The sequence below is a fragment of the Algibacter mikhailovii genome (assembly GCF_014651495.1).
Lineage (GTDB): Bacteria > Bacteroidota > Bacteroidia > Flavobacteriales > Flavobacteriaceae > Algibacter_E > Algibacter_E mikhailovii.
The window spans coordinates 48,760-68,412 of the sequence record NZ_BMWZ01000006.1 but is presented as its reverse complement, the minus strand read 5'-3'; the positions used below and the strand labels follow the sequence as shown (position 1 = coordinate 68,412).

The window sequence follows — 19,653 nt, the reverse complement described above, 5'->3', positions numbered from 1 at the left end:
TTTGCCGTTCTAAAAGTTATTGGCGGAAATCGGTTTCTCAATAAAGATTTATAATAGACTAAACTACTAACTAAGGTTTTTATGTAATATTATTGATATCCTTTTTTAATTCTAAAAGGAAATGTTCTAAAATAGAATAAGGCTTAAGTTTAGAGCATGAAAAACTGAAAAAACATTCTACAAATGGCAAATAATAAAAATGCCTTGAAGTAATTCAAGGCATTTTTATTATTTAAACTTTAAGATACTACTTAGCATCTAAGACCTTTGTGCTAAAATAGCCATTGGTCCTATCTATCTTACCATCCTTATTAAAATCATGAGTATACATCGCTGGAAATATAATTTTCTTTTTATCAGACTTTCTTATCAATCTGAAATTCCACCAAGATTGCACAGTCATACCATCACCTATTTCATAATGTAACAAATCTGGATAACCAACTACATCAATACTTTCAATTTCGAAGTTATCATAAAACCCTTTATGCCTGGCCTTTACTTCTTCTAATGTTTCACTTTCTCCTCTAGACATTTCTAAATGAGAAAAACGTGCTTTTTCATCAAAATAACTATATGCATGCTCCAAATCACTATTTTCGAAAGCTGCCATCATACGCCTTACCTTATTAATGTATTCATGCTGATTATATATTGTCCCATTGGTTCTAGAAGCAAACCCAGCTCTAATATCTTGACCAACAGGATAATTATAATTAATTACCATATCAATTTTATTATCATCGTTAAAACGATATAAATTATGCACAGGCATTTCTATCTTAACACCTGTAACATTATGAACACCTTTCAAATAATTCCAGGTTTGCACCCATATTTTACCATCTTTATATTCAATGGCATCTGGATAGGCCTCACCATGCCTTGTCAATGTTCTATATGACGTCCATTTTTTTGCGTTAACAGTCCAATTCAAAAATGCTGCCTTATCCATTCCTTTGGCATCTTTATTTCTAGTTGTACCATTATAGGATTTAAAATCATCAGCTAAATACGTAGCAACCTTCGCAGAATCACCAGCAATATCAGCCTGTTGCATGGCTTCCACAATATTAATTGCGGGGTGTTCAATAAAAACAGTTCCATTTTTTTTGGTTTGAGAATAGATGATACCAGTTAAAAGTATCATAGACATGAGAGTTAGATTTTTCATTCTTAAAAATTTTGGTTGATTAATAGATTCATAAGATACTAAAATCCACTCAGAAACAGAAACTTACAGAAGTATTAACCCACTTACAGACAAAATATAAGTAGTACCACTTACGCTTTTGTTAGAAACAAGCTACATTATCGATTTTGATTGACAATTAAAACTGAGGAACGTTTAATTCTGATAAAACAAGGCATCAGATTTTACTCAACCTTTCCTATTCAGAATAAATTTTACCGCACACCTACAGACTTTTGATAGGCAATACTCTAGATTCTTGCTGAAAACGAAATGAAGGCCATTAGCAATTACTATTTATGTAATATAATAGTCAAACTGATCTTGCAAAAGCACTACTCCTAACTACAATTTGGGATAAATGAGATTTCAGCTCCACTCATGAATTAAAACCTTAATTAACGTAGTACTAATTAAGGTCTAAATTTAAACGCTTCTAAATTCATTATATTAATTCGATTTTGTAAATTCGTACCCTAAAAATTAACACATGAGTAAATACGACATCATCATTATTGGAAGTGGTCCTGGAGGATATGTAACAGGAATTAGAGCATCGCAACTTGGTTTTAAAGTAGCGATTGTTGAAAAAGAAAGTCTTGGAGGCATCTGTTTAAATTGGGGGTGTATTCCTACGAAAGCACTATTAAAAAGTGCTCAAGTATATGATTATTTAAAACACGTTGATGATTATGGTTTAAAAGCCGAAGCTATTGATAAGGATTTTAACGCTGTAATTAAGCGCAGTCGTGGTGTTGCTGAAGGCATGAGTAAAGGCGTTCAGTTTTTAATGAAAAAGAATAAAATTGATATTCTTAAAGGTTTTGGTAAAATAAAAACAGGAAAGAAAGTTGACGTCACAGCTGAAGATGGAACTGTTACCGAATATAGTGCTTCAAATATAATTATTGCAACAGGGGCGCGTTCACGTGAATTACCAAATTTACCACAAGATGGTAAAAAAGTAATTGGATACCGTCAAGCCATGTCTTTACCAAAGCAACCAAAGAAAATGATTGTTGTTGGTTCGGGAGCTATAGGTGTGGAATTTGCACATTTTTATAACTCCATGGGTACTGAAGTAACAATTGTTGAATTCATGCCAAATGTTGTACCAGTAGAAGATGCCGATATATCAAAAGCATTTGCCAATTCGTTAAAGAAATCAGGTATTAAGGTCATGACAAATTCTTCAGTAGAATCTGTTGACACTTCAGGATCTGGTGTGGTAGCCACCGTGAAAACTAAAAAAGGTGAAGAAACTTTAGAAGCGGATATCGTATTATCGGCTGTAGGCATCAAATCTAACATTGAAAATATAGGTTTAGAAGATGTTGGTATTGTAGTGGACCGAGATAAAATCTTAGTTAATGATTTTTACCAGACCAATATCCCTGGCTATTACGCTATTGGTGATGTGGTTCCTGGTCAAGCATTAGCGCATGTTGCTTCAGCTGAAGGTATCACATGTGTTGAAAAACTAGCAGGTTTACATACTGAAGCTATTGATTATGGCAATGTACCAGGGTGTACTTATGCATCTCCTGAAATTGCATCTGTAGGATTAACAGAGGCTAAGGCTAAAGAAGCTGGATATGATATTAAAGTAGGTAAATTCCCTTTCTCTGCTTCAGGAAAAGCTACTGCTGCTGGAACAAAAGAAGGATTTGTAAAAGTTATTTTCGATGCTAAATATGGCGAATGGTTAGGATGTCATATGATAGGTGCTGGCGTTACAGACATGATTGCTGAGGCCGTTTTAGGTAGAAAACTCGAAACTACAGGGCATGAAGTATTAAAAACAATACACCCGCATCCAACAATGAGTGAAGCCGTTATGGAAGCCGTTGCTGATGCTTATGATGAAGTCATTCATTTATAGAATAGAATACATAATAAACATAAAAAAGCGATTCAAATACTGAATCGCTTTTTTTATGATATATCTTAAACTATGTTTATAAAAAACTTTGAATGGCCAATTCATAACTTTGCAAACCAAAACCAAGAATGACACCCTTAGCGTTTGGTGATATGAAAGATTGATGACGAAACTCCTCTCTACCAAAGGTGTTTGAAATATGAACTTCTATTACCGGAGTTTCAATAGCTTTTATGGCATCTCCTATACCTACCGAAGTATGCGTATAGGCTGCAGCATTTAATACAATCCCGTCATAGGTATATCCAACCTCTTGCAGTTTATCAATTAACTCACCTTCTATGTTAGACTGAAAATACTCAATACTAGCGTCTGGGTATTTCCCCACAATCTCTTCTAAAAACTCAGTAAAGGTAAGACTGCCATAAATATTGGGTTCTCGCTTACCTAATAAATTTAAATTTGGACCGTTAATGATGATTAGCTTTTTCATGAGGTAAAGATATTTAAAATTCTGCTATTTAATTTTAAAAATAGCTTTTTGTCCTTATTTTTACTCAAGCATGAAATGGCAAAGCGCACTTAATGATTATCAACTTTATTTAAAGATAGAACGTGGGCTATCCCAAAACTCTATTGACAGTTATGTTCTTGATATTAACAAGTTAATTAAATACTTAGTGCATAACAACATAAGCCACTCTCCTATTGATATTGATTCCAATAGCATTCAGCAGTTTATTTATGAGGTTGCTAAGACGGTAAATGCACGGTCTCAGTCAAGAATAATTTCGGGTTTAAGAAGTTTTTTTAATTACTTAATATTTGAAGATTACAGAACTACAAACCCTTTAGAACTTATTGAATCTCCAAAAATAGGCAGAAAACTACCTGACACACTTTCTGAAAAGGAAATTGATCTTATTATAAAAGGCATCGACCTTAGTAAACCAGAAGGTGAACGTAATAGAGCCATGCTTGAAACCTTATATGGCTGTGGTTTACGCGTTAGTGAACTGATTCAATTGAAGATATCTGATTTATTTTTTGAAGAAGGCTTTATAAAAGTTACAGGGAAGGGAGATAAAGAACGATTTGTGCCTATAGTGGGCATAACACAGAAGTATATCAACATCTATAGAAATGAAAATAGAATTCACTTAAATATTCAACCCGGATTTGAAGATACGCTGTTCCTTAATAGAAGAGGAAAACAACTTACTCGAGCCATGGTATTTACAATCATTAAACAACTGGTGGTAAAAATAGGGCTTAAAAAAAAGGTGTCACCGCATACCTTTAGACATTCATTTGCGACCCACCTTTTGCAGAACAATGCTGATTTAAGGTCCATCCAAATGATGTTAGGTCATGAGAGTATTACCACCACTGAAATATATGTGCATTTAGATAAAACACACTTAACTAAAGTGGTGGAGCAATTCCACCCTAGAAAATAGTTTTAACTTTTAGACTAATAAAAAAGCCCAACATAAAGTTGGGCTTTTTCTTTTATATTCCTAGTGTATTTATTTCAAATAAATATCGATTATTTAGCTATGTTAACAGCTCTAGTCTCTCTTATCACCGTCACTTTTACTTGTCCCGGATACGTTAAATCCGTTTGAACTTTTTGAGAAATACTAAAAGATAAATCAGCTGCTTTTTGATCATCAACTTTTTCACTTTCAACAATAACCCTTAGTTCTCTTCCCGCTTGAATAGCATAAGCCTTTTTAACGCCTGTAAAACCAAAAGCAATATCCTCTAAATCTTTTAAACGTTGTATATAACTGTCAAGAACTTGACGTCTTGCACCCGGTCTTGCACCAGAAATAGCATCACATACTTGAATGATTGGAGCCAATAACGACTTCATTTCTATTTCGTCATGATGCGCACCAATAGCATTACATACTTCGCCTTTTTCATTAAACTTTTCAGCCCATTGCATACCTAAAATTGCATGTGGTGTTTCCATATCAGCTTCAGCATCTGGCACTTTTCCTATATCATGTAATAAACCAGCACGTTTTGCTAGTTTAGGATTCAGTCCCAGCTCAGCAGCCATGACACCACACAGTTTTGCTACCTCACGAGAGTGCTGTAGTAGGTTTTGACCATATGAAGATCTATACTTCATTCTTCCAACCATCTTAATAAGTTCAGGATGTAAATTATGGATTCCTAAGTCTATAACCGTACGCTTACCCACTTCTATAATCTCTTGTTCTATTTGTTTTTGGGTCTTTTTAACAACCTCCTCAATACGCGCAGGATGAATTCTACCATCAGTAACAAGTTTATGCAACGATAAACGTGCCACCTCTCTCCTTACAGAATCAAAACAAGATAAAATAATAGCTTCAGGCGTATCATCAACAATTATCTCAACACCTGTGGCAGCTTCAATGGCTCTAATATTACGACCCTCTCGACCAATAATACGTCCCTTAACATCATCAGACTCAATATTAAATACTGAAACGCAATTATCAACAGCTTCCTCTGTTCCAATACGTTGTATTGTATTGATAATAATTTTCTTAGCATCTTGTTCAGCCGTTAATTTGGCTTCTTCTAAAGAACTTTGAACAAAGGCCATAGCATCGTTTTTAGCTTCTCCCTTTAAAGATTCAACCAACTGCTCTTTAGCTTCTTCGGCCGATAAACTAGAAATAACCTCTAGTTGCTGCACTTGACTTTTATGCAACCTATCAAGCTCCTCTTGTTTTTTCTCCAGAACCTCTAACCTATGATTGTAGTCCTTAACCTTATTCTCTAGATTATCATTTAGTTTTTTATTCTTGGCAACTTCATTAGACACCTGAGATTCCTTATCGCGAGTACGCTTTTCAGCCTCTGCCATTTTCTTATCACGCCCTAGAATGACCTTTTCATGCTCCGCCTTAAGTTCAATGAACTTCTCCTTGGCCTGAAGAATTTTGTCTTTTTTAAGATTTTCACCGTCACTTTTGGCTTCTTTGAGCACCAAAGCGGCACTTTTCTTAGCTTCGCTAATGAGCTTAGAAGCATTATTCTTTTCAAGTGTTTTAGAAATAATAAAGCCTATGACAAGGCCTAATATCACTCCCCCTACTGCAAATATAATTGAGTTATCCATCGTTAATTTAGTGGTTTATATATATAAAAAAAGCCTACACCAGTATAAAGTTTTGTATAAACTCCTTAAAAACAAGTTTAGGGCTAACAAGCTGATCAAGGATCTGCGACTAAGGCAGCATGCTTTTACAACTTAAACTCACCCTTTTTAAAGAATTAACGTTGAGTTTATCAAAAAAAATAACCAATGCAGGCAGTAACTTTTATTTATTTTAAAGAACGATTAAGAAACCAAATGCAAATGCAATAAATCATTTAAAGCCTTAAGCTTTTCTTCCACATGTTCACTAACATTTGCTTTATCAATAGACTTCTGTTCAACTTGAGAAGCAAATTGCAAAGCACACATAGCTAATACATCTTGTTTATCTCTCACAGAATAACTTTGCTCAAACTGTTTAATCATAACATCAATATTCTTAGCCGCTTTCCGCAATCCTTCCTCTTGATGTGCTTCAATGGTTAAAGGATAAACTCTATTGGCTATTGACAGCTTTATTTTAAGCTTTTCTGACATTGAGTTTCTAATACATTAATCTGAAAGCTGAGCAATACAATGATCAATATCTCTGATTAAAGCGTTTATTTTAAGCTTAGTTTCTCTTTTATTATCGTCACTACCAAGTATCGTATTTGCCATTTTTAGCGCTTCATATTTTTCTTTCCAAGCCAAAACCTCATCATTAAGGCTTGAACAATTTTGCTTTGAAATATCTAATTCTTCATTTAATTTCAAATTTGCAATCTTTAAAAGCTCTAGTCTGTGTAATAATTTACTAATCTTGTTTTCTAATGAATCTACAATATCTTCAATATTACCCATTTACAAATATCAATACTTATATCACAAAGTTAACATACCTTAGATGAAATAACAATTGTTTTTAGATAAATTTTGAAAAGCCATATCCATTGCCTTTTCAAAATCATTGGCTTGATTTTTGAATTATGCTTTGTTAGTTAATATCAAATTAATAATTTAGCCCTTCATATCAATTCATGCGTTTAATACTTTCTTTTTTTTTTATTACCTCTCTATTTGTTCAGGCCCAGAATAACTATCCACAAGATTATTTTAGCACACCTTTAGAGATTCCTTTAATATTGTCGGGTACTTTTGCTGAATTACGATCAAATCATTTTCACGCCGGCTTAGATATTAAAACACAACACAGAACAGGCCTTAAAGTTAAAGCCTCAGCTAGCGGTTATGTTAGTCGTATAAAAATCTCCCATTTTGGTTATGGTAAAGCGCTTTACATTGCTCATCCTAATGGGTACACAACTGTTTATGCCCACCTACAAAAATTTTCACCCGAAATTGAATCCTATATAAAAAAGGAGCAATACAGAAAAGAGTCTTACGAAATTGAATTATTTCCAAAAGCTGAAGATTTAAAAATTATAAAAGACAGTTTAATTGCCTATAGTGGTAATACAGGGGGCTCTGGAGGCCCACACCTCCATTTTGAAATAAGGGATAATGCACAGCGCCCTATGAACCCCATGCTTTTTGGAATTGATATCAAGGATAACACCAACCCAATTATAAAATCATTATTTGTTTATCCGCTAAATAATGAATCCTTTATCAATAAAAACAACGCGAAACAAAAGCTGAGATTAACGCCTAATGCGCAAGGCGATTATTATGCTGAAGACATTGAAGCTATTGGTACCATAGGCTTTGGAATTGAAACTATTGATAGACAAGATTTGGCAGCCAATTCTAATGGTGTATACAACATTCAAACGTTTCTTAATGGCAGCAGAAATTTTGAGTTGGATTTTAAACGATTCTCCTTTACTGAAACCAAGCATATTAATGAACTTATAGATTATGAATATTACATAAAAAACAAGGCGCGTATTCAAAAATTATTTAAAAAAAATAATCCTTTAAGCATTATTAAATCTGCAGAAAAAGATGGACACATTACCATTGCAGATAGTACAAATTCGGTCTACAAAGTACGGGTAGCAGACTATAAAAACAACGAATCTTGGGTTACCGTTCAAATTAAAGGCAGCAATGCCAGTAAAACTACACCCAAACCAACTAAGAAAACGCCCTTTTATATAAACGAAAACCAAGACATCAATTTATCAGAAGGAAGAATATCTGTTGATTTTTATAAAAACACATTTTACGAGGGTTTTTATGTTGACTTTGAAGTAAAAAATGATACCCTAAAATTACACGAGGATACCAAAGCGGCAAAGAAAAGTTTTAGTATTTCATTTGATATCAGCCATTATAACAACCAGGATAAGAACAAACTTTATATTGCCCGCTTAGTAGGTTCTAAAAATTACCCCACATACACCTATACCAAAAGAAAAGGTGATGTATTAATAGCCAACACGAAAAAACTAGGGACTTTTGCCTTAGAGACAGATACTATAAGTCCAACTATAAAGCCTATTAATTTTAAAAAAGGACAATGGCTGAGTAATTACAGATTTTTAAAGGTGAAAATTGATGATACGGGTTCTGGGATTTCAAAATATAGAGCAACGGTGAATGGAAAATGGATATTAATGGAGTATGATTATAAAACAAAAACATTAACTCATGATTTTAATGACAACGTTATCTTAGATACCAAGAATAATTTAAAGATAATTGTAACGGATAATGTTGGAAATAATTCTACATTTGAAACGTTATTTTACAGGAAATAAACTTTTTACTTTTGAAATCAAAACTTTTACTAACCACCTGCCTAATATTTTCTATAATTACCATTGGCATTGCGCAAACCGCGACAATAAAAGGGGTTATTTTAAATGAAAGGAATCAACCCGTTGAGAAGGTAAGTATTAAAACAGATACTGGGGGCACAGAAACCAATGCTAATGGTTTTTACAGCCTAACAATTCCTTCGAATAAAGAGGTAACCATAGAATTCACTCATCTTTCTCTTAAAAAAGTAAGCAGTATTTTTAATCTTAAAAATGGTGAAGAATTTGAATTCAACCCCGTAATGAGTTCTTCTGTAGAGCAGATTGCACCAGTGGTCATAACTAGTAATAGGCGCAAAGAAGTTGAAGGTATAGTGACTTTGAAACCTGAAACTATCCGAAAAATCCCAGGTGCTAATGCTGGGGTAGAAAATTTATTATTAACGCTACCTGGTGTAAGTAACAACAATGAATTAAGCACGCAATACTCGGTTCGTGGTGGTAACTTTGATGAAAATTTAGTCTATGTTAACGGCATTGAAGTATATCGCCCATTTTTAGTACGTTCAGGACAACAAGAAGGCCTAAGTTTTGTGAATACCGATATGGTTCAGAATGTGGACTTTTCCGCGGGAGGGTTTCAAGCAAAATATGGAGATAAATTATCTTCTGTATTAGATATTACATATAAGAACCCCTATCAATTTGAGGTTAACGCTGATTTAAGTTTGTTAGGCGGTAGTCTATCTGTGGAAAACATTAGTAAGGATTCAAAATTTACCGCTATTGTAGGTGGCAGGTATCGTGACAATAGCTTATTGGTTAACGCCAGAGAAACCGAAACCAACTTCAACCCCACTTTTGCCGATATACAAGGCTTTTTTACTTATAGATTTTCCAATAAGTTTCATTTGAGTTTTCTAGGTAATGCTTCAATAAACTCATACAATTATGAACCCTACACGCGGCAAACCAATTTTGGTACACTTGCCGACCCCATCGCCTTATTGATTTTTTATGAAGGCCAAGAAAAAGACCGGTATCAAACCGTATTTGGGGCATTTAAAGGTTCATACTTTGCCAATGATGATCTAAACTTACACCTTGTTGCTTCAACATATCACACCAGAGAGGAAGAATACTATGATATCTTAGCACAATATAGATTGGGAGAGGTGAATGCCAATATTGGCGATGAGGACTTTGGTGAAGTAGAATTTTCTGAAGGGATTGGAAGCCAGCTAACCCATGGTAGAAATGATTTAGATGCACTCATTACAAATATTGAACATAAAGGTGATTTCAAAGTCGATAACAATCGAATTGAATGGTCTATAAAATATACTAATGAAAATATTCGTGATCGACTCGTTGAGTGGGAAGTCATTGATTCTGCAGGGTTCTCCATTAGGCCGCCAAGCAAGCCTGCCAATGAACAGCCTTATATACCTTATACCGCAGAACTTGAACCTTTTCAGAATGTAAGAGCAAAAAACAACACGCAAATCAATAGAGTTCAGGCCTACGCCCAATGGAGCCAACGTTCTACACTTGGAAATAATGACGTCTGGTATAATTTAGGGGTAAGAATGCATAATTGGAGTGTTAAAGGCGACGGTATTGAAACCTCAAATAGCACCGTATTCACCCCAAGAGGACAGTTTAGCATCAAGCCCGAATGGAAAAAAGACATGCTATTTAGAGTTTCTGCAGGCTTTTATTATCAACCGCCTTTTTATAGAGAATTAAGAGATTCTAGTGGTGTAGTGCAACCTAAGGTGAAATCTCAAAAATCTTTTCATGCCGTAATAGGTAATGATTATAGTTTTGAAATGTGGAATAGACCCTTTAAACTAACCTCAGAAATCTACTATAAAAACTTATGGGATGTTAACCCTTATACACTAGAAAACGTTCGTATTAGGTATCGCGCAAAAAATAATGCCACCGCATACGCCTACGGTTTGGACCTTAGATTAAATGGCGAGTTTGTGCCTGGAACAGAATCATGGTTTAGTTTTGGTTATTTAAAAACAGAAGAAAATATTGATAATCGAGGCTATATTTCAAGACCTACAGATCAACGTTTAAAATTTGCGGCACTTTTTCAAGATTATGTTCCCAATATGCCTAATCTAAAAGTGTATTTAAATTTGGTTTATAATACAGGATTACCTGGCGGTTCACCTAGCTATGCCGACCCATATGATTACCAAAACCGACTCCCAGATTACAAACGTGCCGATTTAGGTTTACAGTATGTTTTGGTTGATGCGAATAAACAATTTAGTCACGGTTGGAAAAAACCATTCAAAGGGCTATCATTTGGGTTTGAAATCTATAACATATTTGACGCTCAAAATTCAATTACAAATACTTGGGTAAGAGATGTGAGTAACAAAAGACAAATAGCCATACCAAATTATCTCACCCCTAGAGTGTTTAACGTTAGAACAACAATGAAGTTTTAGGGTTTAGAAATAAACGTTTTCAAAACACCAATAACATAGTCAACTTCTTCTTTTGTATTGTATATACTAAATGAAAACCGTAACGAGGGCTTGTTTAATGCTTCAGTATGTGATAGCTCATAAAGGACATGAGACGTTTGCGTACTTCCACTTTGACAGGCACTACCTTTAGAACAGGCAATACCTTTTAAATCCAATTGAAATAACAACATTCCCGCTTTTTCAGCCGGTATGGGTAACCCTACATTTACCATAGTATAGGTACTTTGCTCTAAATTAGAGCTCTGTCCATTAAAGGATACTCCAGGAATTTCTGCTGAAATTTGATCTATAAAATACTGCTTTAAATCACGTACATAATTAGCCTCACTGGTTAAATTCTCATAAGCCATGGAAAGCGCTTTTTCCATGCCAACTATATTATGAATATTTTCAGTACCTGCTCTTAAACCTCTTTCTTGCTCCCCACCAATAATAAGCGCTCTTAAGCCAGAGTTTTTTCTAACAAAGGTAAAACCTACACCCTTCGGTCCATGAAACTTATGGGCAGAGGCTGCAAGAAAATCAATCTTAATGTCCTGAAGATCTAGTTTATAATGGCCTATAGCTTGTACGGCATCGGTATGAAAGTAAGCCTTATGTAATGTACACAAATCGGCAACTTTTTTAACATCCAAAATATTTCCTATTTCATTGTTTACATGCATTAAACTGACCAAGGACGTTTCATTAGTATCTAATAATACTGATAAATGATTTAAATCAATATCGCCTGCACCATTGACATTTACATATGCAACATTAATATTATAATCCTTTTTTAAGGCCTCAACTGTATGTAAAACGGCATGATGCTCTATTTTTGAGGTTATTATTTTGGTTACTCCTAAATCTCTAACAGCACTATTAAGCACTAAATTATCAGCTTCGGTACCACCCGATGTAAATACAATTTCTCCAGCAGACACGTTTAAAGACTGAGCAATTAACTTTCTTGAGTGCTCTATTAAAACCTTTGATGACCTCCCATAACTATGGGATGACGAAGGGTTTCCAAAATTATTCTTCATAACTTCAAAAACAACCTGAGCAACCTCATCTCTTATGGGTGTCGTAGCAGCATTATCAAAATAAACACGATTCATTTTAGTAGTTGCATTTGAAATAACGTTTCTCTTTCTCTTTTTCAGGGTCTAATTCGCATCAAAAATACTTGAAATAAAATTATTATCATTATGATACGTTATAATTGTCAATTCCTTTATTTTTGCCAAAAACAAATAACATGCGAAAGTTAGTTTTTACTATAATCACTATTGCTCTTGTTTCATTTTACTCATGTAATGATGGTGATATCATAACAGTTGAACTTGATTTTGAAGATACTTTTGAATCATGTGGTGTTACCAATTTGGTACTTTTTAAGACTAAAGAAGATCCCTCAGAATCTTTATCTTTATTTTTAAATGGTGTTACTTTAGAAGACATACTAACGGTTGACGAAGATGGTCTATTTGAAAAAACATATACGATTAACACAACAAACCCTTTTAATTATAGAACCTATAGTAATACCGATTTACCTAGTGATTTATTTTGTAGTGACATCCCCAATTCAGAGGTTATTATTACCCAAGATATTGAAAGTACCAGTGGTAGTGCCGACTTAAAAACAGTACTTACTGAAGATGACAATGATGGGATTCCGGCTATATTAGAAGACAGGAACAATAATGGCAATTTGGAAGATGATGATACGGATAATGATGGCATACCTGATTATATAGATGCTGATGACGATGGGGATAATATACTTACCAAAGACGAAGATCCAGATCCTAACGGAGACGGTGATTTAAGTGATGCACTGGATAGTGACGGTGACTCCATACCAGATTATTTAGATACAGACGATGATGGCGATGGTGTAAAAACCAGAGATGAAGAAAATGATTCCCAAGACAACAATCCCGCTAATGATACTACCAACTTTGAGGTTGGTCCTGATTATTTAAATCCTCAAGTTGCCACAACAGTTCCCGCTACTGGCTATAGAACGCATACTATTGTGCAAACCTATAAAGTCACGCTTATCATTAGAGATATTGACATTCAAATCATCTCTGCCGATTTCTATGATTTTGGAGAATTAGAAAACAGTGCCTTATCACAAACACGCGTAGGTGATCCTATTTTTAATTAATTGGAAGGCGCATTTTGATAAATATACACCTCAGTAGCACCTAAACCATATTTTTGGTAGTTGGCATCATAGTATTTCACGTTACTATAACGACCAAATAAATATTCCAACTCCATTTTAAGTACACCTTGGCCAACGCCGTGAATAAATACGACCTTTTGAATGCGCTTAGAAATAGCAAAATCCAATTGCCGTCTTGCTGTGTCTAACTGTAAGTTTAACATATCATGATTTGCCATACCCCTTGAAGATTTTACTAATTGATTAATATGTAAATCCACTTCTAGAGTAGGCTCATAACGATCTTTTGCCCGTTTCTTAACTTGATGCCTTCTTTTAGTTTGTTCTTTCTCTGCTACCACGGCATCAATTGACGTTTTAGAAAACAAAGCCGTTTTTAACTTCTGATTTTTTTCACTCTTCACCAACTCATTAGTCTGGAAATTTAATAAAAACCCATCTCCTGTTTCAATGGTTACAGTTTGGTTATTTATTTCTTTTATTACACCAGATAAATCTTCATCTAAAACCAATACATGATCACCAAGTTCAAAATTCATAAGTCTTCGTTTTCTTGATGTTCGTCATTCTCATGCTTATTTCTACTTGGGATCGTCTTAGAAATTCGGTAAACGCCAATCATTAATAATACAATGCCTCCCATTAACATGAATTGATTTTCGTGCTCACCTACTTTGGCATACATGGCTGTAAACGCGCCAATAATTATAAAAATATAATTTAAATATTTCATAGTACTTATTACATCTATGGTAGCGCAAATTACACCAATAATTTAGAATTTTCTTCGTAATTATCAATAAAAATAAATCACTGCATGCACTACTAAAGCTCCATCATATTAAGTTTCTTTTAGTATTTTAGCTACTTCATTGTTTGTGCTTTACTATCTATGGAAGAATTCATGCTCCCCTGTTTAAATAAAAAACTACTAGGCTTTGAATGCTTTGGTTGTGGGATTCAGCGTTCTATAGCGCTAATTTTAGAAGGTGAGTTTGTCGGTGCTTTCCATATGTATCCGGCCATATATAGTTTAACCGTTTTATTCGTATTAATACTTATTAATTATTTTCAGAATTTCAAATGGGGTAGTAAAATAATTACTATTTTGGCTATACTTAATGCTGTAATAATAGTAACAAGTTTTTTTATTAAAAATTTTATAATCAACTAAAAACCATAACATGGAACAACAAAAACTCCCAAATTCAACGCTAATTTTAGTTTTAGGTATATTATCAATCCCTATGTGCTGTTGCTATGGTGTTGTTGGACTCATTTTGGGTATAACTGCTATTGTATTAGCGAATAAAGCAGCAAAAATTTATGCAGAAAATCCTGAAGAGTATACGGGCTATCAAAATGTGAAGACTGGTAAAATTTTGGGAATTATCGGGATTATATTGGGCGTACTTTATATGATTTTCATTATTGTCATGATAAGTTTGGTTGGATGGGAAACCTTGCAAGATCAAGAACTTCTACAAGAACGGTTACAAGATATGATTGAGGTATAAAACGATATACTATAGACATAAAAAAAAGCGACCATTGGTCGCTTTTTATATTTATCCATAGTATGCTTCGCTTTAATCTTCAAATGACTTTAGCGTCTTGATTATAATTGATACACAATCTAATAATTGTTCTTCGGTCATAACTAATGGTGGCGCAAACCGAATAATATTGCCATGTGTTGGTTTTGCTAGCAAACCATTCTCTTTCAACGCCAAACATATATCCCATGCCTTATTACTCCCTTCGTCATCATTTATGACTATGGCATTAAGCAGGCCTTTTCCTCTTACTAATTTTACGATGCCGCTAGTTTCAATATATTTATTTAACTCCTTTCTAAATAATTCACCTAAAGTAAATGCATTTTCAGCCAAGTTTTCATCTTGAACCACTTCTAAAGCTGCCATAGCCACTGCAGCTGCAACAGGGTTTCCTCCAAAAGTACTCCCGTGATTCCCTGGTTTAATAACTTGCATCACGGCATCATTCGCTAAAACAGCCGAAACAGGATATACACCACCACTAATGGCTTTACCTAAAATCAAAACATCTGGTTTAACATCTGGCGTATTATCACAATTTTTATTTTCGCAAGAACAATTTCCACAGGTTGCTAATAAACGCCCGGTTCTAGCAATACCGGTTTGAACCTCATCTGCAATAAATAAAACGTTATGTGCTTCACAAAGTGCTTTGGCTTTCACTAAATAATCATCACTTGGCACATAAACACCTGCTTCACCCTGAATAGGCTCGACTAAAAAGCCTGCAACATTAGGATTGTTTTTTAACGCCTCTTCTAAAGCGGTTAAATTATCATACTCAATCTTAATAAACCCCTTGGTATAAGGTCCAAAGTTTTTTCGAGCTATAGGATCATTTGAAAATGAAATAATGGTTGTCGTTCTTCCGTGGAAATTATTTTCACAAACAATAATTTCAGCATTATTTTCATCAATACCCTTTACCTCATACGCCCATTTTCTGCAAAGCTTTAGAGCCGTTTCTACAGCTTCAGCTCCGGTATTCATAGGTAAAAGCTTATCAAATCCGAAAAATTCACAAGCAAATTTTTCATACTTACCAAGCACATCATTATGAAATGCTCTGGAGGTTAATGTTAATGTTTGCGCTTGCTGCACCATAGCATTAACAATTTTTGGGTGGCAATGCCCTTGATTAACTGCAGAATACGCCGATAGAAAGTCATAATACTTTTTACCTTCAACATCCCATACATACACACCTTCTCCCCTATTTAATACTACAGGTAAGGGATGGTAGTTGTGTGCACCATACTTGTTCTCTAAATCTATCGCTTGTTGCGAAGTTAATTGGTCTAAAACAGCCATTTTTAAAAATAATTTAAGGTTTAATGTCTTTATAAAAAGACACCGTTTGACACCATATATAGTGCAAACATTAATAATTAAATCTCGCTTTACGAGTAAAATAACTATTCCTTATCTACCTTTATCCTTTCGAAAGTGTCGAAAATTCAGCGTGGGAAAGAAATCATCCCTAGGAATGACAAAATTAGTAAAATTTTAGTTAATCCCGAAAACCTTAGTCAGACATTCTTCCTGAGAGTGAAGACACTTGCAGTTCTAGACGTTTTATTTCTCTTAATAATGCGTTTTTATCCATTTGCATCCAAGCAAATATTTTTAGCATACTTACACCAATCAGAAAAACAAGACTTCCAGTAGCCCACTTAATTAAATCAAAAGTGATTTCAGAATTAAAAAACTGCACCAAACAATAAATAAACAGTCCAAAAAACACAAGGGTCATAATATTCATAAGGTACATGATCCACTTGTTTTTCCCTTTAAATAAACCCCACACCATCTGGAGCACATTTTGTTCCTCCAAATCATCATAAAATTTAGCTTCTTCTTCAGTTAACGTTTCCTTTATTAATTTATCAATATCTTCATTATGTGTTTTCATGTCTTTTTATTTTTTAATTTATAGTATTATGTATTTCTATGTTTTCAAAAGCTGTTTTAGTCGTTCTCTAGCATGGAATAATCTTGATTTCGCAGTACCTACCGATATATTGAGCATTACGCTAATTTCTTTTAATGAGTACTCCTGAGTATAAAACAAGCGAATAACCATTTGCTGATGTGGTGGTAACGTTTTTAGTGCTTTCAGTAATCTTAACTTTATTGCCGTATTGCTGTTTTCATCTTCAGTAATAACGGTATTTTTGAAATTATAATCATCAAGGTTATTTTTTAATTTTTTATTCGCTTTAATCCAATCTAAAGACTTGGTATACACAATACGTAACGCCCAACTCCCAAAACTTTCTGGCTTTTTTAAACCGTCAATTTTATTAATAATCACACTCCAAGCATCTTGAGCAATATCTTTAGCTACATCTGCATCTTTAACCAACCAGAATGCTTTTTCACAAAATGTTTTATGCCATCGTTTAACTAATAAGGCAAGCGCATCCTTCTTTCCTGACTGAATTTGCTTTACTAAAACACCATCTATATCCTTTTGTTTTTTCACTTACTTGGTTTTAGTAAAAATCGCCATAAACGCACCCAGTAACACCATGTTGTAAATTTTTTAGTCTCTAAAAAATTATTTTCTATAGTGTCAAAAGCATTTTCAATTAAGGCATCATGCAGCCATCTAATAACAAATATCCATTTAAAAGTAGCTAAAAAACCTTCCGTTTTCATGAGAATGCTATGCCTAACTTCGGTAGCCTCCTCATTTAATGCAATAATTTCAAACCTATGATCACCATTAAATCCTTCGGGTTCTAAGAATTCGAAACTCATATACTCGCCTTCCTCATACCCCTTAATTGAATACCTAATCATACCATGTCCGCCTTCCTCACCTATTTTTAACCCTGTTTTAAACTTTATGGCTGGCCACCTATCTTTTGGCCACACTTTATCTTCCTTAGTCGCCAAAGTTTTCATTAGACTAGAAACCCTTGCTTTAGGCTGATTAATAACTCGTTTATGGATATTTACAACTTGCATTCTACACTATAGACAACCAAAATTTAAAAAGGTTCATTTATTTTTAAATAATTTTAAATTCCTTTAAAGTTAATAGAAATAAAGCCATATTTATGTATTGCTATTATTATTTTTGCAGCATGTCTAGAAGAAGCAAACAGAGAAAACAAGTTTTTGAAAACGTAGAAGTCATAGATGCTGGAGCAAAAGGTAAAACCATTGCAAAAGCGCCTGATGGCAAGGTGATTTTTTTACCTAATGCCGTACCAGGTGATATAGTAGATGTGCAAACCTTCAAAAAACGCAAGGCCTATTATGAAGGTAAAGCCACTGTTTTTCATAAACGATCTGATAAACGCACCACGCCTGCTTGCGAACATTTTGGAACCTGTGGTGGTTGTAAATGGCAAGATATGGGCTATGAACATCAATTGTTTTATAAACAAAAGGAGGTTACCAATAACTTAACCCGCATTGGTCATATAGAACTGCCTGAGGTCACTCCAATCCTTGGATCCAAAGCGCAATACTTTTATAGAAATAAGATGGAGTTTTCTTTTAGTGATAGCAGATGGTTAACCCTTGAAGAAATTCAATCGGATGAGGACCTTGGAGATAAAAATGCTTTAGGTTTTCATATTCCAGGCATGTGGGACAAAATACTTGATGTAAAAACATGTCATCTGCAAGCTGATCCCTCAAATGCTATTAGAAACGCCGTTAAAGCTTTTGCTATTGAAAACGGATTGGCTTTTTTTAATACTAGAAATCAAACCGGCTTATTGCGTACCATGATGATTCGTACCTCCACAACAGGAGATATTATGGTTATGATTCAGTTCTTTAAAGAAGATAAAGCTAAGCGTGAACTATTATTAGATTTTATTGCTGAAACCTTTCCTCAAATCACCTCGTTACAATATGTTATTAATGGTAAAGCTAATGATACCATATATGATCAAGACGTGATTTGCTACAAAGGTGAAGATCATATTTTTGAAGAAATGGAAGGGCTTAAATTTAAAATTAACGCCAAATCATTTTATCAAACTAATTCTAAACAAGCTTACGAACTGTATAAAATAACACGTGATTTTGCAGGGTTAACTGGTAATGAATTGGTATTTGATTTATATACGGGGACCGGAACCATTGCTCAATTTGTATCTAAAGAAGCTCATAAAGTGATTGGTGTTGAATCTGTACCTGATGCCATTAGTGCCGCCAAAGAAAACGCACAATTAAATAACATTACTAACGTTGACTTCTTTGTAGGTGACATGAAGCATGTGTTCAATGCTGAGTTTATTGCAACGCATGGCAAACCTGATGTGATTATTACCGACCCACCAAGAGATGGCATGCATAAAGATGTGGTTGAACAAATATTAAATATCAAACCAAAGCGCGTGGTCTATGTGAGTTGTAACAGTGCCACACAAGCCAGAGACTTAGCCTTAATGGATGCGCAATATAAAGTAATTAAAACCCAAGCAGTAGATATGTTTCCTCAAACTTTTCATGTAGAAAATGTTGTACTTTTGGAACTTCGATAATTGCCCTTT

General features: G+C 34.3%; 20 protein-coding genes and 1 other RNA gene. 8 read left to right on the top strand and 13 right to left on the bottom strand.

All coding sequences use genetic code 11. The annotated features are described in order from the left end of the window. Nucleotides 1-247: 247 nt before the first annotated feature. Nucleotides 248-1,174, bottom strand: coding sequence for a nuclear transport factor 2 family protein (locus IE051_RS13240; protein ID WP_189361442.1), 927 nt, complete (start codon nucleotides 1,172-1,174; stop codon nucleotides 248-250). Nucleotides 1,175-1,682: 508 nt separating this feature from the next. Here IE051_RS13240 and lpdA point away from each other — a divergent pair. Beyond that, nucleotides 1,683-3,074 (top strand): dihydrolipoyl dehydrogenase, encoded by a 1,392-nt coding sequence (lpdA, locus tag IE051_RS13235; protein WP_189361441.1) that lies wholly within the window; start codon nucleotides 1,683-1,685, stop codon nucleotides 3,072-3,074. A gap of 76 nt (nucleotides 3,075-3,150) precedes the next feature. Here lpdA and aroQ read toward each other — a convergent pair whose 3' ends face one another. Beyond that, nucleotides 3,151-3,567 carry a type II 3-dehydroquinate dehydratase gene (gene aroQ, locus IE051_RS13230; protein WP_189361440.1) on the bottom strand — a complete coding sequence of 139 codons (417 nt, stop codon included), beginning with the start codon at nucleotides 3,565-3,567 and terminating at the stop codon, nucleotides 3,151-3,153. Between the two features lie 70 nt (nucleotides 3,568-3,637). Between aroQ and xerD the strand changes: the two genes are divergently transcribed. Continuing rightward, complete coding sequence (gene xerD, locus IE051_RS13225; RefSeq protein WP_189361439.1) at nucleotides 3,638-4,534, top strand: site-specific tyrosine recombinase XerD; 897 nt, start codon at nucleotides 3,638-3,640, stop codon at nucleotides 4,532-4,534. An 89-nt stretch (nucleotides 4,535-4,623) separates the two neighbouring features. Here xerD and rny read toward each other — a convergent pair whose 3' ends face one another. The 4 genes from rny to IE051_RS13205 all read right to left on the bottom strand — a co-directional run bounded on the left by rny (nucleotide 4,624) and on the right by IE051_RS13205 (nucleotide 7,020). Further along, complete coding sequence (rny, locus tag IE051_RS13220; RefSeq protein ID WP_189361438.1) at nucleotides 4,624-6,198, bottom strand: ribonuclease Y; 1,575 nt, start codon at nucleotides 6,196-6,198, stop codon at nucleotides 4,624-4,626. 58 nt (nucleotides 6,199-6,256) lie between these two features. Then, a non-coding RNA gene (ssrS, locus tag IE051_RS13215) (6S RNA) lies at nucleotides 6,257-6,365 on the bottom strand. Nucleotides 6,366-6,420: 55 nt separating this feature from the next. Then, nucleotides 6,421-6,714, bottom strand: coding sequence for a cell division protein ZapA (locus tag IE051_RS13210; RefSeq protein WP_189361436.1), 294 nt, complete (start codon nucleotides 6,712-6,714; stop codon nucleotides 6,421-6,423). Nucleotides 6,715-6,729: 15 nt separating this feature from the next. Continuing rightward, nucleotides 6,730-7,020 carry a coiled-coil domain-containing protein gene (locus IE051_RS13205; protein ID WP_189361434.1) on the bottom strand — a complete coding sequence of 97 codons (291 nt, stop codon included), beginning with the start codon at nucleotides 7,018-7,020 and terminating at the stop codon, nucleotides 6,730-6,732. A 176-nt stretch (nucleotides 7,021-7,196) separates the two neighbouring features. Between IE051_RS13205 and IE051_RS13200 the strand changes: the two genes are divergently transcribed. Together IE051_RS13200 and IE051_RS13195 are read left to right on the top strand one after the other, a co-directional pair. Then, nucleotides 7,197-8,882 (top strand): M23 family metallopeptidase, encoded by a 1,686-nt coding sequence (locus tag IE051_RS13200; RefSeq protein WP_189361432.1) that lies wholly within the window; start codon nucleotides 7,197-7,199, stop codon nucleotides 8,880-8,882. 11 nt (nucleotides 8,883-8,893) lie between these two features. Next, a complete protein-coding gene (locus tag IE051_RS13195) occupies nucleotides 8,894-11,353 on the top strand; it encodes a TonB-dependent receptor (RefSeq protein ID WP_229796810.1) in 2,460 nt (819 codons plus the stop codon). On the opposite strand, the gene IE051_RS13190 is transcribed toward IE051_RS13195, so the two are convergent. Beyond that, a complete protein-coding gene (locus IE051_RS13190) occupies nucleotides 11,350-12,498 on the bottom strand; it encodes a cysteine desulfurase family protein (protein ID WP_189361430.1) in 1,149 nt (382 codons plus the stop codon). The two genes, IE051_RS13195 and IE051_RS13190, sit on opposite strands and share 4 nt — an antisense overlap. 140 nt (nucleotides 12,499-12,638) lie before the next feature. Here IE051_RS13190 and IE051_RS13185 point away from each other — a divergent pair, with 140 nt between their 5' ends. Next, nucleotides 12,639-13,556 carry a hypothetical protein gene (locus IE051_RS13185; protein ID WP_189361428.1) on the top strand — a complete coding sequence of 306 codons (918 nt, stop codon included), beginning with the start codon at nucleotides 12,639-12,641 and terminating at the stop codon, nucleotides 13,554-13,556. Here IE051_RS13185 and IE051_RS13180 read toward each other — a convergent pair. Beyond that, nucleotides 13,553-14,116, bottom strand: a complete 564-nt coding sequence (locus tag IE051_RS13180) for a DUF8465 domain-containing protein (RefSeq protein WP_189361427.1) — start codon at nucleotides 14,114-14,116, stop codon at nucleotides 13,553-13,555. The two genes, IE051_RS13185 and IE051_RS13180, sit on opposite strands and share 4 nt — an antisense overlap. Beyond that, the gene (locus IE051_RS13175) at nucleotides 14,113-14,310 is read right to left on the bottom strand and encodes a hypothetical protein (protein WP_189361425.1); all 198 of its coding nucleotides are present in this window, start codon (nucleotides 14,308-14,310) and stop codon (nucleotides 14,113-14,115) included. The genes IE051_RS13180 and IE051_RS13175 overlap by 4 nt, the downstream gene beginning before the upstream one ends. A 159-nt stretch (nucleotides 14,311-14,469) precedes the next feature. Here IE051_RS13175 and IE051_RS13170 point away from each other — a divergent pair, with 159 nt between their 5' ends. Continuing rightward, on the top strand, nucleotides 14,470-14,751 hold the full coding sequence (locus tag IE051_RS13170; RefSeq protein WP_189361424.1) for a DUF2752 domain-containing protein: 282 nt from the start codon (nucleotides 14,470-14,472) through the stop codon (nucleotides 14,749-14,751). Between the two features lie 10 nt (nucleotides 14,752-14,761). Then, nucleotides 14,762-15,094: a CCC motif membrane protein gene (locus IE051_RS13165; RefSeq protein ID WP_189361423.1), complete on the top strand. Its 333-nt coding sequence runs from the start codon at nucleotides 14,762-14,764 to the stop codon at nucleotides 15,092-15,094. A 72-nt stretch (nucleotides 15,095-15,166) separates the two neighbouring features. Here IE051_RS13165 and rocD read toward each other — a convergent pair whose 3' ends face one another. The 4 genes from rocD to IE051_RS13145 all read right to left on the bottom strand — a co-directional run bounded on the left by rocD (nucleotide 15,167) and on the right by IE051_RS13145 (nucleotide 18,109). After that, nucleotides 15,167-16,447, bottom strand: coding sequence for an ornithine--oxo-acid transaminase (rocD, locus tag IE051_RS13160; protein ID WP_189361422.1), 1,281 nt, complete (start codon nucleotides 16,445-16,447; stop codon nucleotides 15,167-15,169). A gap of 214 nt (nucleotides 16,448-16,661) precedes the next feature. Further along, nucleotides 16,662-17,048, bottom strand: a complete 387-nt coding sequence (locus IE051_RS13155; protein ID WP_189361421.1) for a DUF6768 family protein — start codon at nucleotides 17,046-17,048, stop codon at nucleotides 16,662-16,664. Between the two features lie 36 nt (nucleotides 17,049-17,084). Then, complete coding sequence (locus tag IE051_RS13150; RefSeq protein WP_189361420.1) at nucleotides 17,085-17,621, bottom strand: RNA polymerase sigma factor; 537 nt, start codon at nucleotides 17,619-17,621, stop codon at nucleotides 17,085-17,087. After that, a complete protein-coding gene (locus IE051_RS13145; RefSeq protein WP_189361419.1) occupies nucleotides 17,618-18,109 on the bottom strand; it encodes a hypothetical protein in 492 nt (163 codons plus the stop codon). The genes IE051_RS13150 and IE051_RS13145 overlap by 4 nt, the downstream gene beginning before the upstream one ends. Before the next feature lie 119 nt (nucleotides 18,110-18,228). Between IE051_RS13145 and rlmD the strand changes: the two genes are divergently transcribed. Continuing rightward, the gene (gene rlmD / locus IE051_RS13140; RefSeq protein WP_189361417.1) at nucleotides 18,229-19,644 is read left to right on the top strand and encodes a 23S rRNA (uracil(1939)-C(5))-methyltransferase RlmD; all 1,416 of its coding nucleotides are present in this window, start codon (nucleotides 18,229-18,231) and stop codon (nucleotides 19,642-19,644) included. The last annotated feature ends 9 nt before the right edge of the window (nucleotides 19,645-19,653 follow it).

Bases quoted from the DNA above. Each gene is read 5' to 3' on its own strand.
- IE051_RS13240 (WP_189361442.1), bottom strand. From the start codon at position 1,174: ATGAAAAATCTAACTCTCATGTCTATGATACTTTTAACTGGTATCATC.
- lpdA (WP_189361441.1), top strand. From the start codon at position 1,683: ATGAGTAAATACGACATCATCATTATTGGAAGTGGTCCTGGAGGATAT.
- aroQ (WP_189361440.1), bottom strand. From the start codon at position 3,567: ATGAAAAAGCTAATCATCATTAACGGTCCAAATTTAAATTTATTAGGT.
- xerD (WP_189361439.1), top strand. From the start codon at position 3,638: ATGAAATGGCAAAGCGCACTTAATGATTATCAACTTTATTTAAAGATA.
- rny (WP_189361438.1), bottom strand. From the start codon at position 6,198: ATGGATAACTCAATTATATTTGCAGTAGGGGGAGTGATATTAGGCCTT.
- IE051_RS13210 (WP_189361436.1), bottom strand. From the start codon at position 6,714: ATGTCAGAAAAGCTTAAAATAAAGCTGTCAATAGCCAATAGAGTTTAT.
- IE051_RS13205 (WP_189361434.1), bottom strand. From the start codon at position 7,020: ATGGGTAATATTGAAGATATTGTAGATTCATTAGAAAACAAGATTAGT.
- IE051_RS13200 (WP_189361432.1), top strand. From the start codon at position 7,197: ATGCGTTTAATACTTTCTTTTTTTTTTATTACCTCTCTATTTGTTCAG.
- IE051_RS13190 (WP_189361430.1), bottom strand. From the start codon at position 12,498: ATGAATCGTGTTTATTTTGATAATGCTGCTACGACACCCATAAGAGAT.
- IE051_RS13185 (WP_189361428.1), top strand. From the start codon at position 12,639: ATGCGAAAGTTAGTTTTTACTATAATCACTATTGCTCTTGTTTCATTT.
- IE051_RS13180 (WP_189361427.1), bottom strand. From the start codon at position 14,116: ATGAATTTTGAACTTGGTGATCATGTATTGGTTTTAGATGAAGATTTA.
- IE051_RS13175 (WP_189361425.1), bottom strand. From the start codon at position 14,310: ATGAAATATTTAAATTATATTTTTATAATTATTGGCGCGTTTACAGCC.
- IE051_RS13170 (WP_189361424.1), top strand. From the start codon at position 14,470: ATGGAAGAATTCATGCTCCCCTGTTTAAATAAAAAACTACTAGGCTTT.
- IE051_RS13165 (WP_189361423.1), top strand. From the start codon at position 14,762: ATGGAACAACAAAAACTCCCAAATTCAACGCTAATTTTAGTTTTAGGT.
- rocD (WP_189361422.1), bottom strand. From the start codon at position 16,447: ATGGCTGTTTTAGACCAATTAACTTCGCAACAAGCGATAGATTTAGAG.
- IE051_RS13155 (WP_189361421.1), bottom strand. From the start codon at position 17,048: ATGAAAACACATAATGAAGATATTGATAAATTAATAAAGGAAACGTTA.
- IE051_RS13145 (WP_189361419.1), bottom strand. From the start codon at position 18,109: ATGCAAGTTGTAAATATCCATAAACGAGTTATTAATCAGCCTAAAGCA.
- rlmD (WP_189361417.1), top strand. From the start codon at position 18,229: ATGTCTAGAAGAAGCAAACAGAGAAAACAAGTTTTTGAAAACGTAGAA.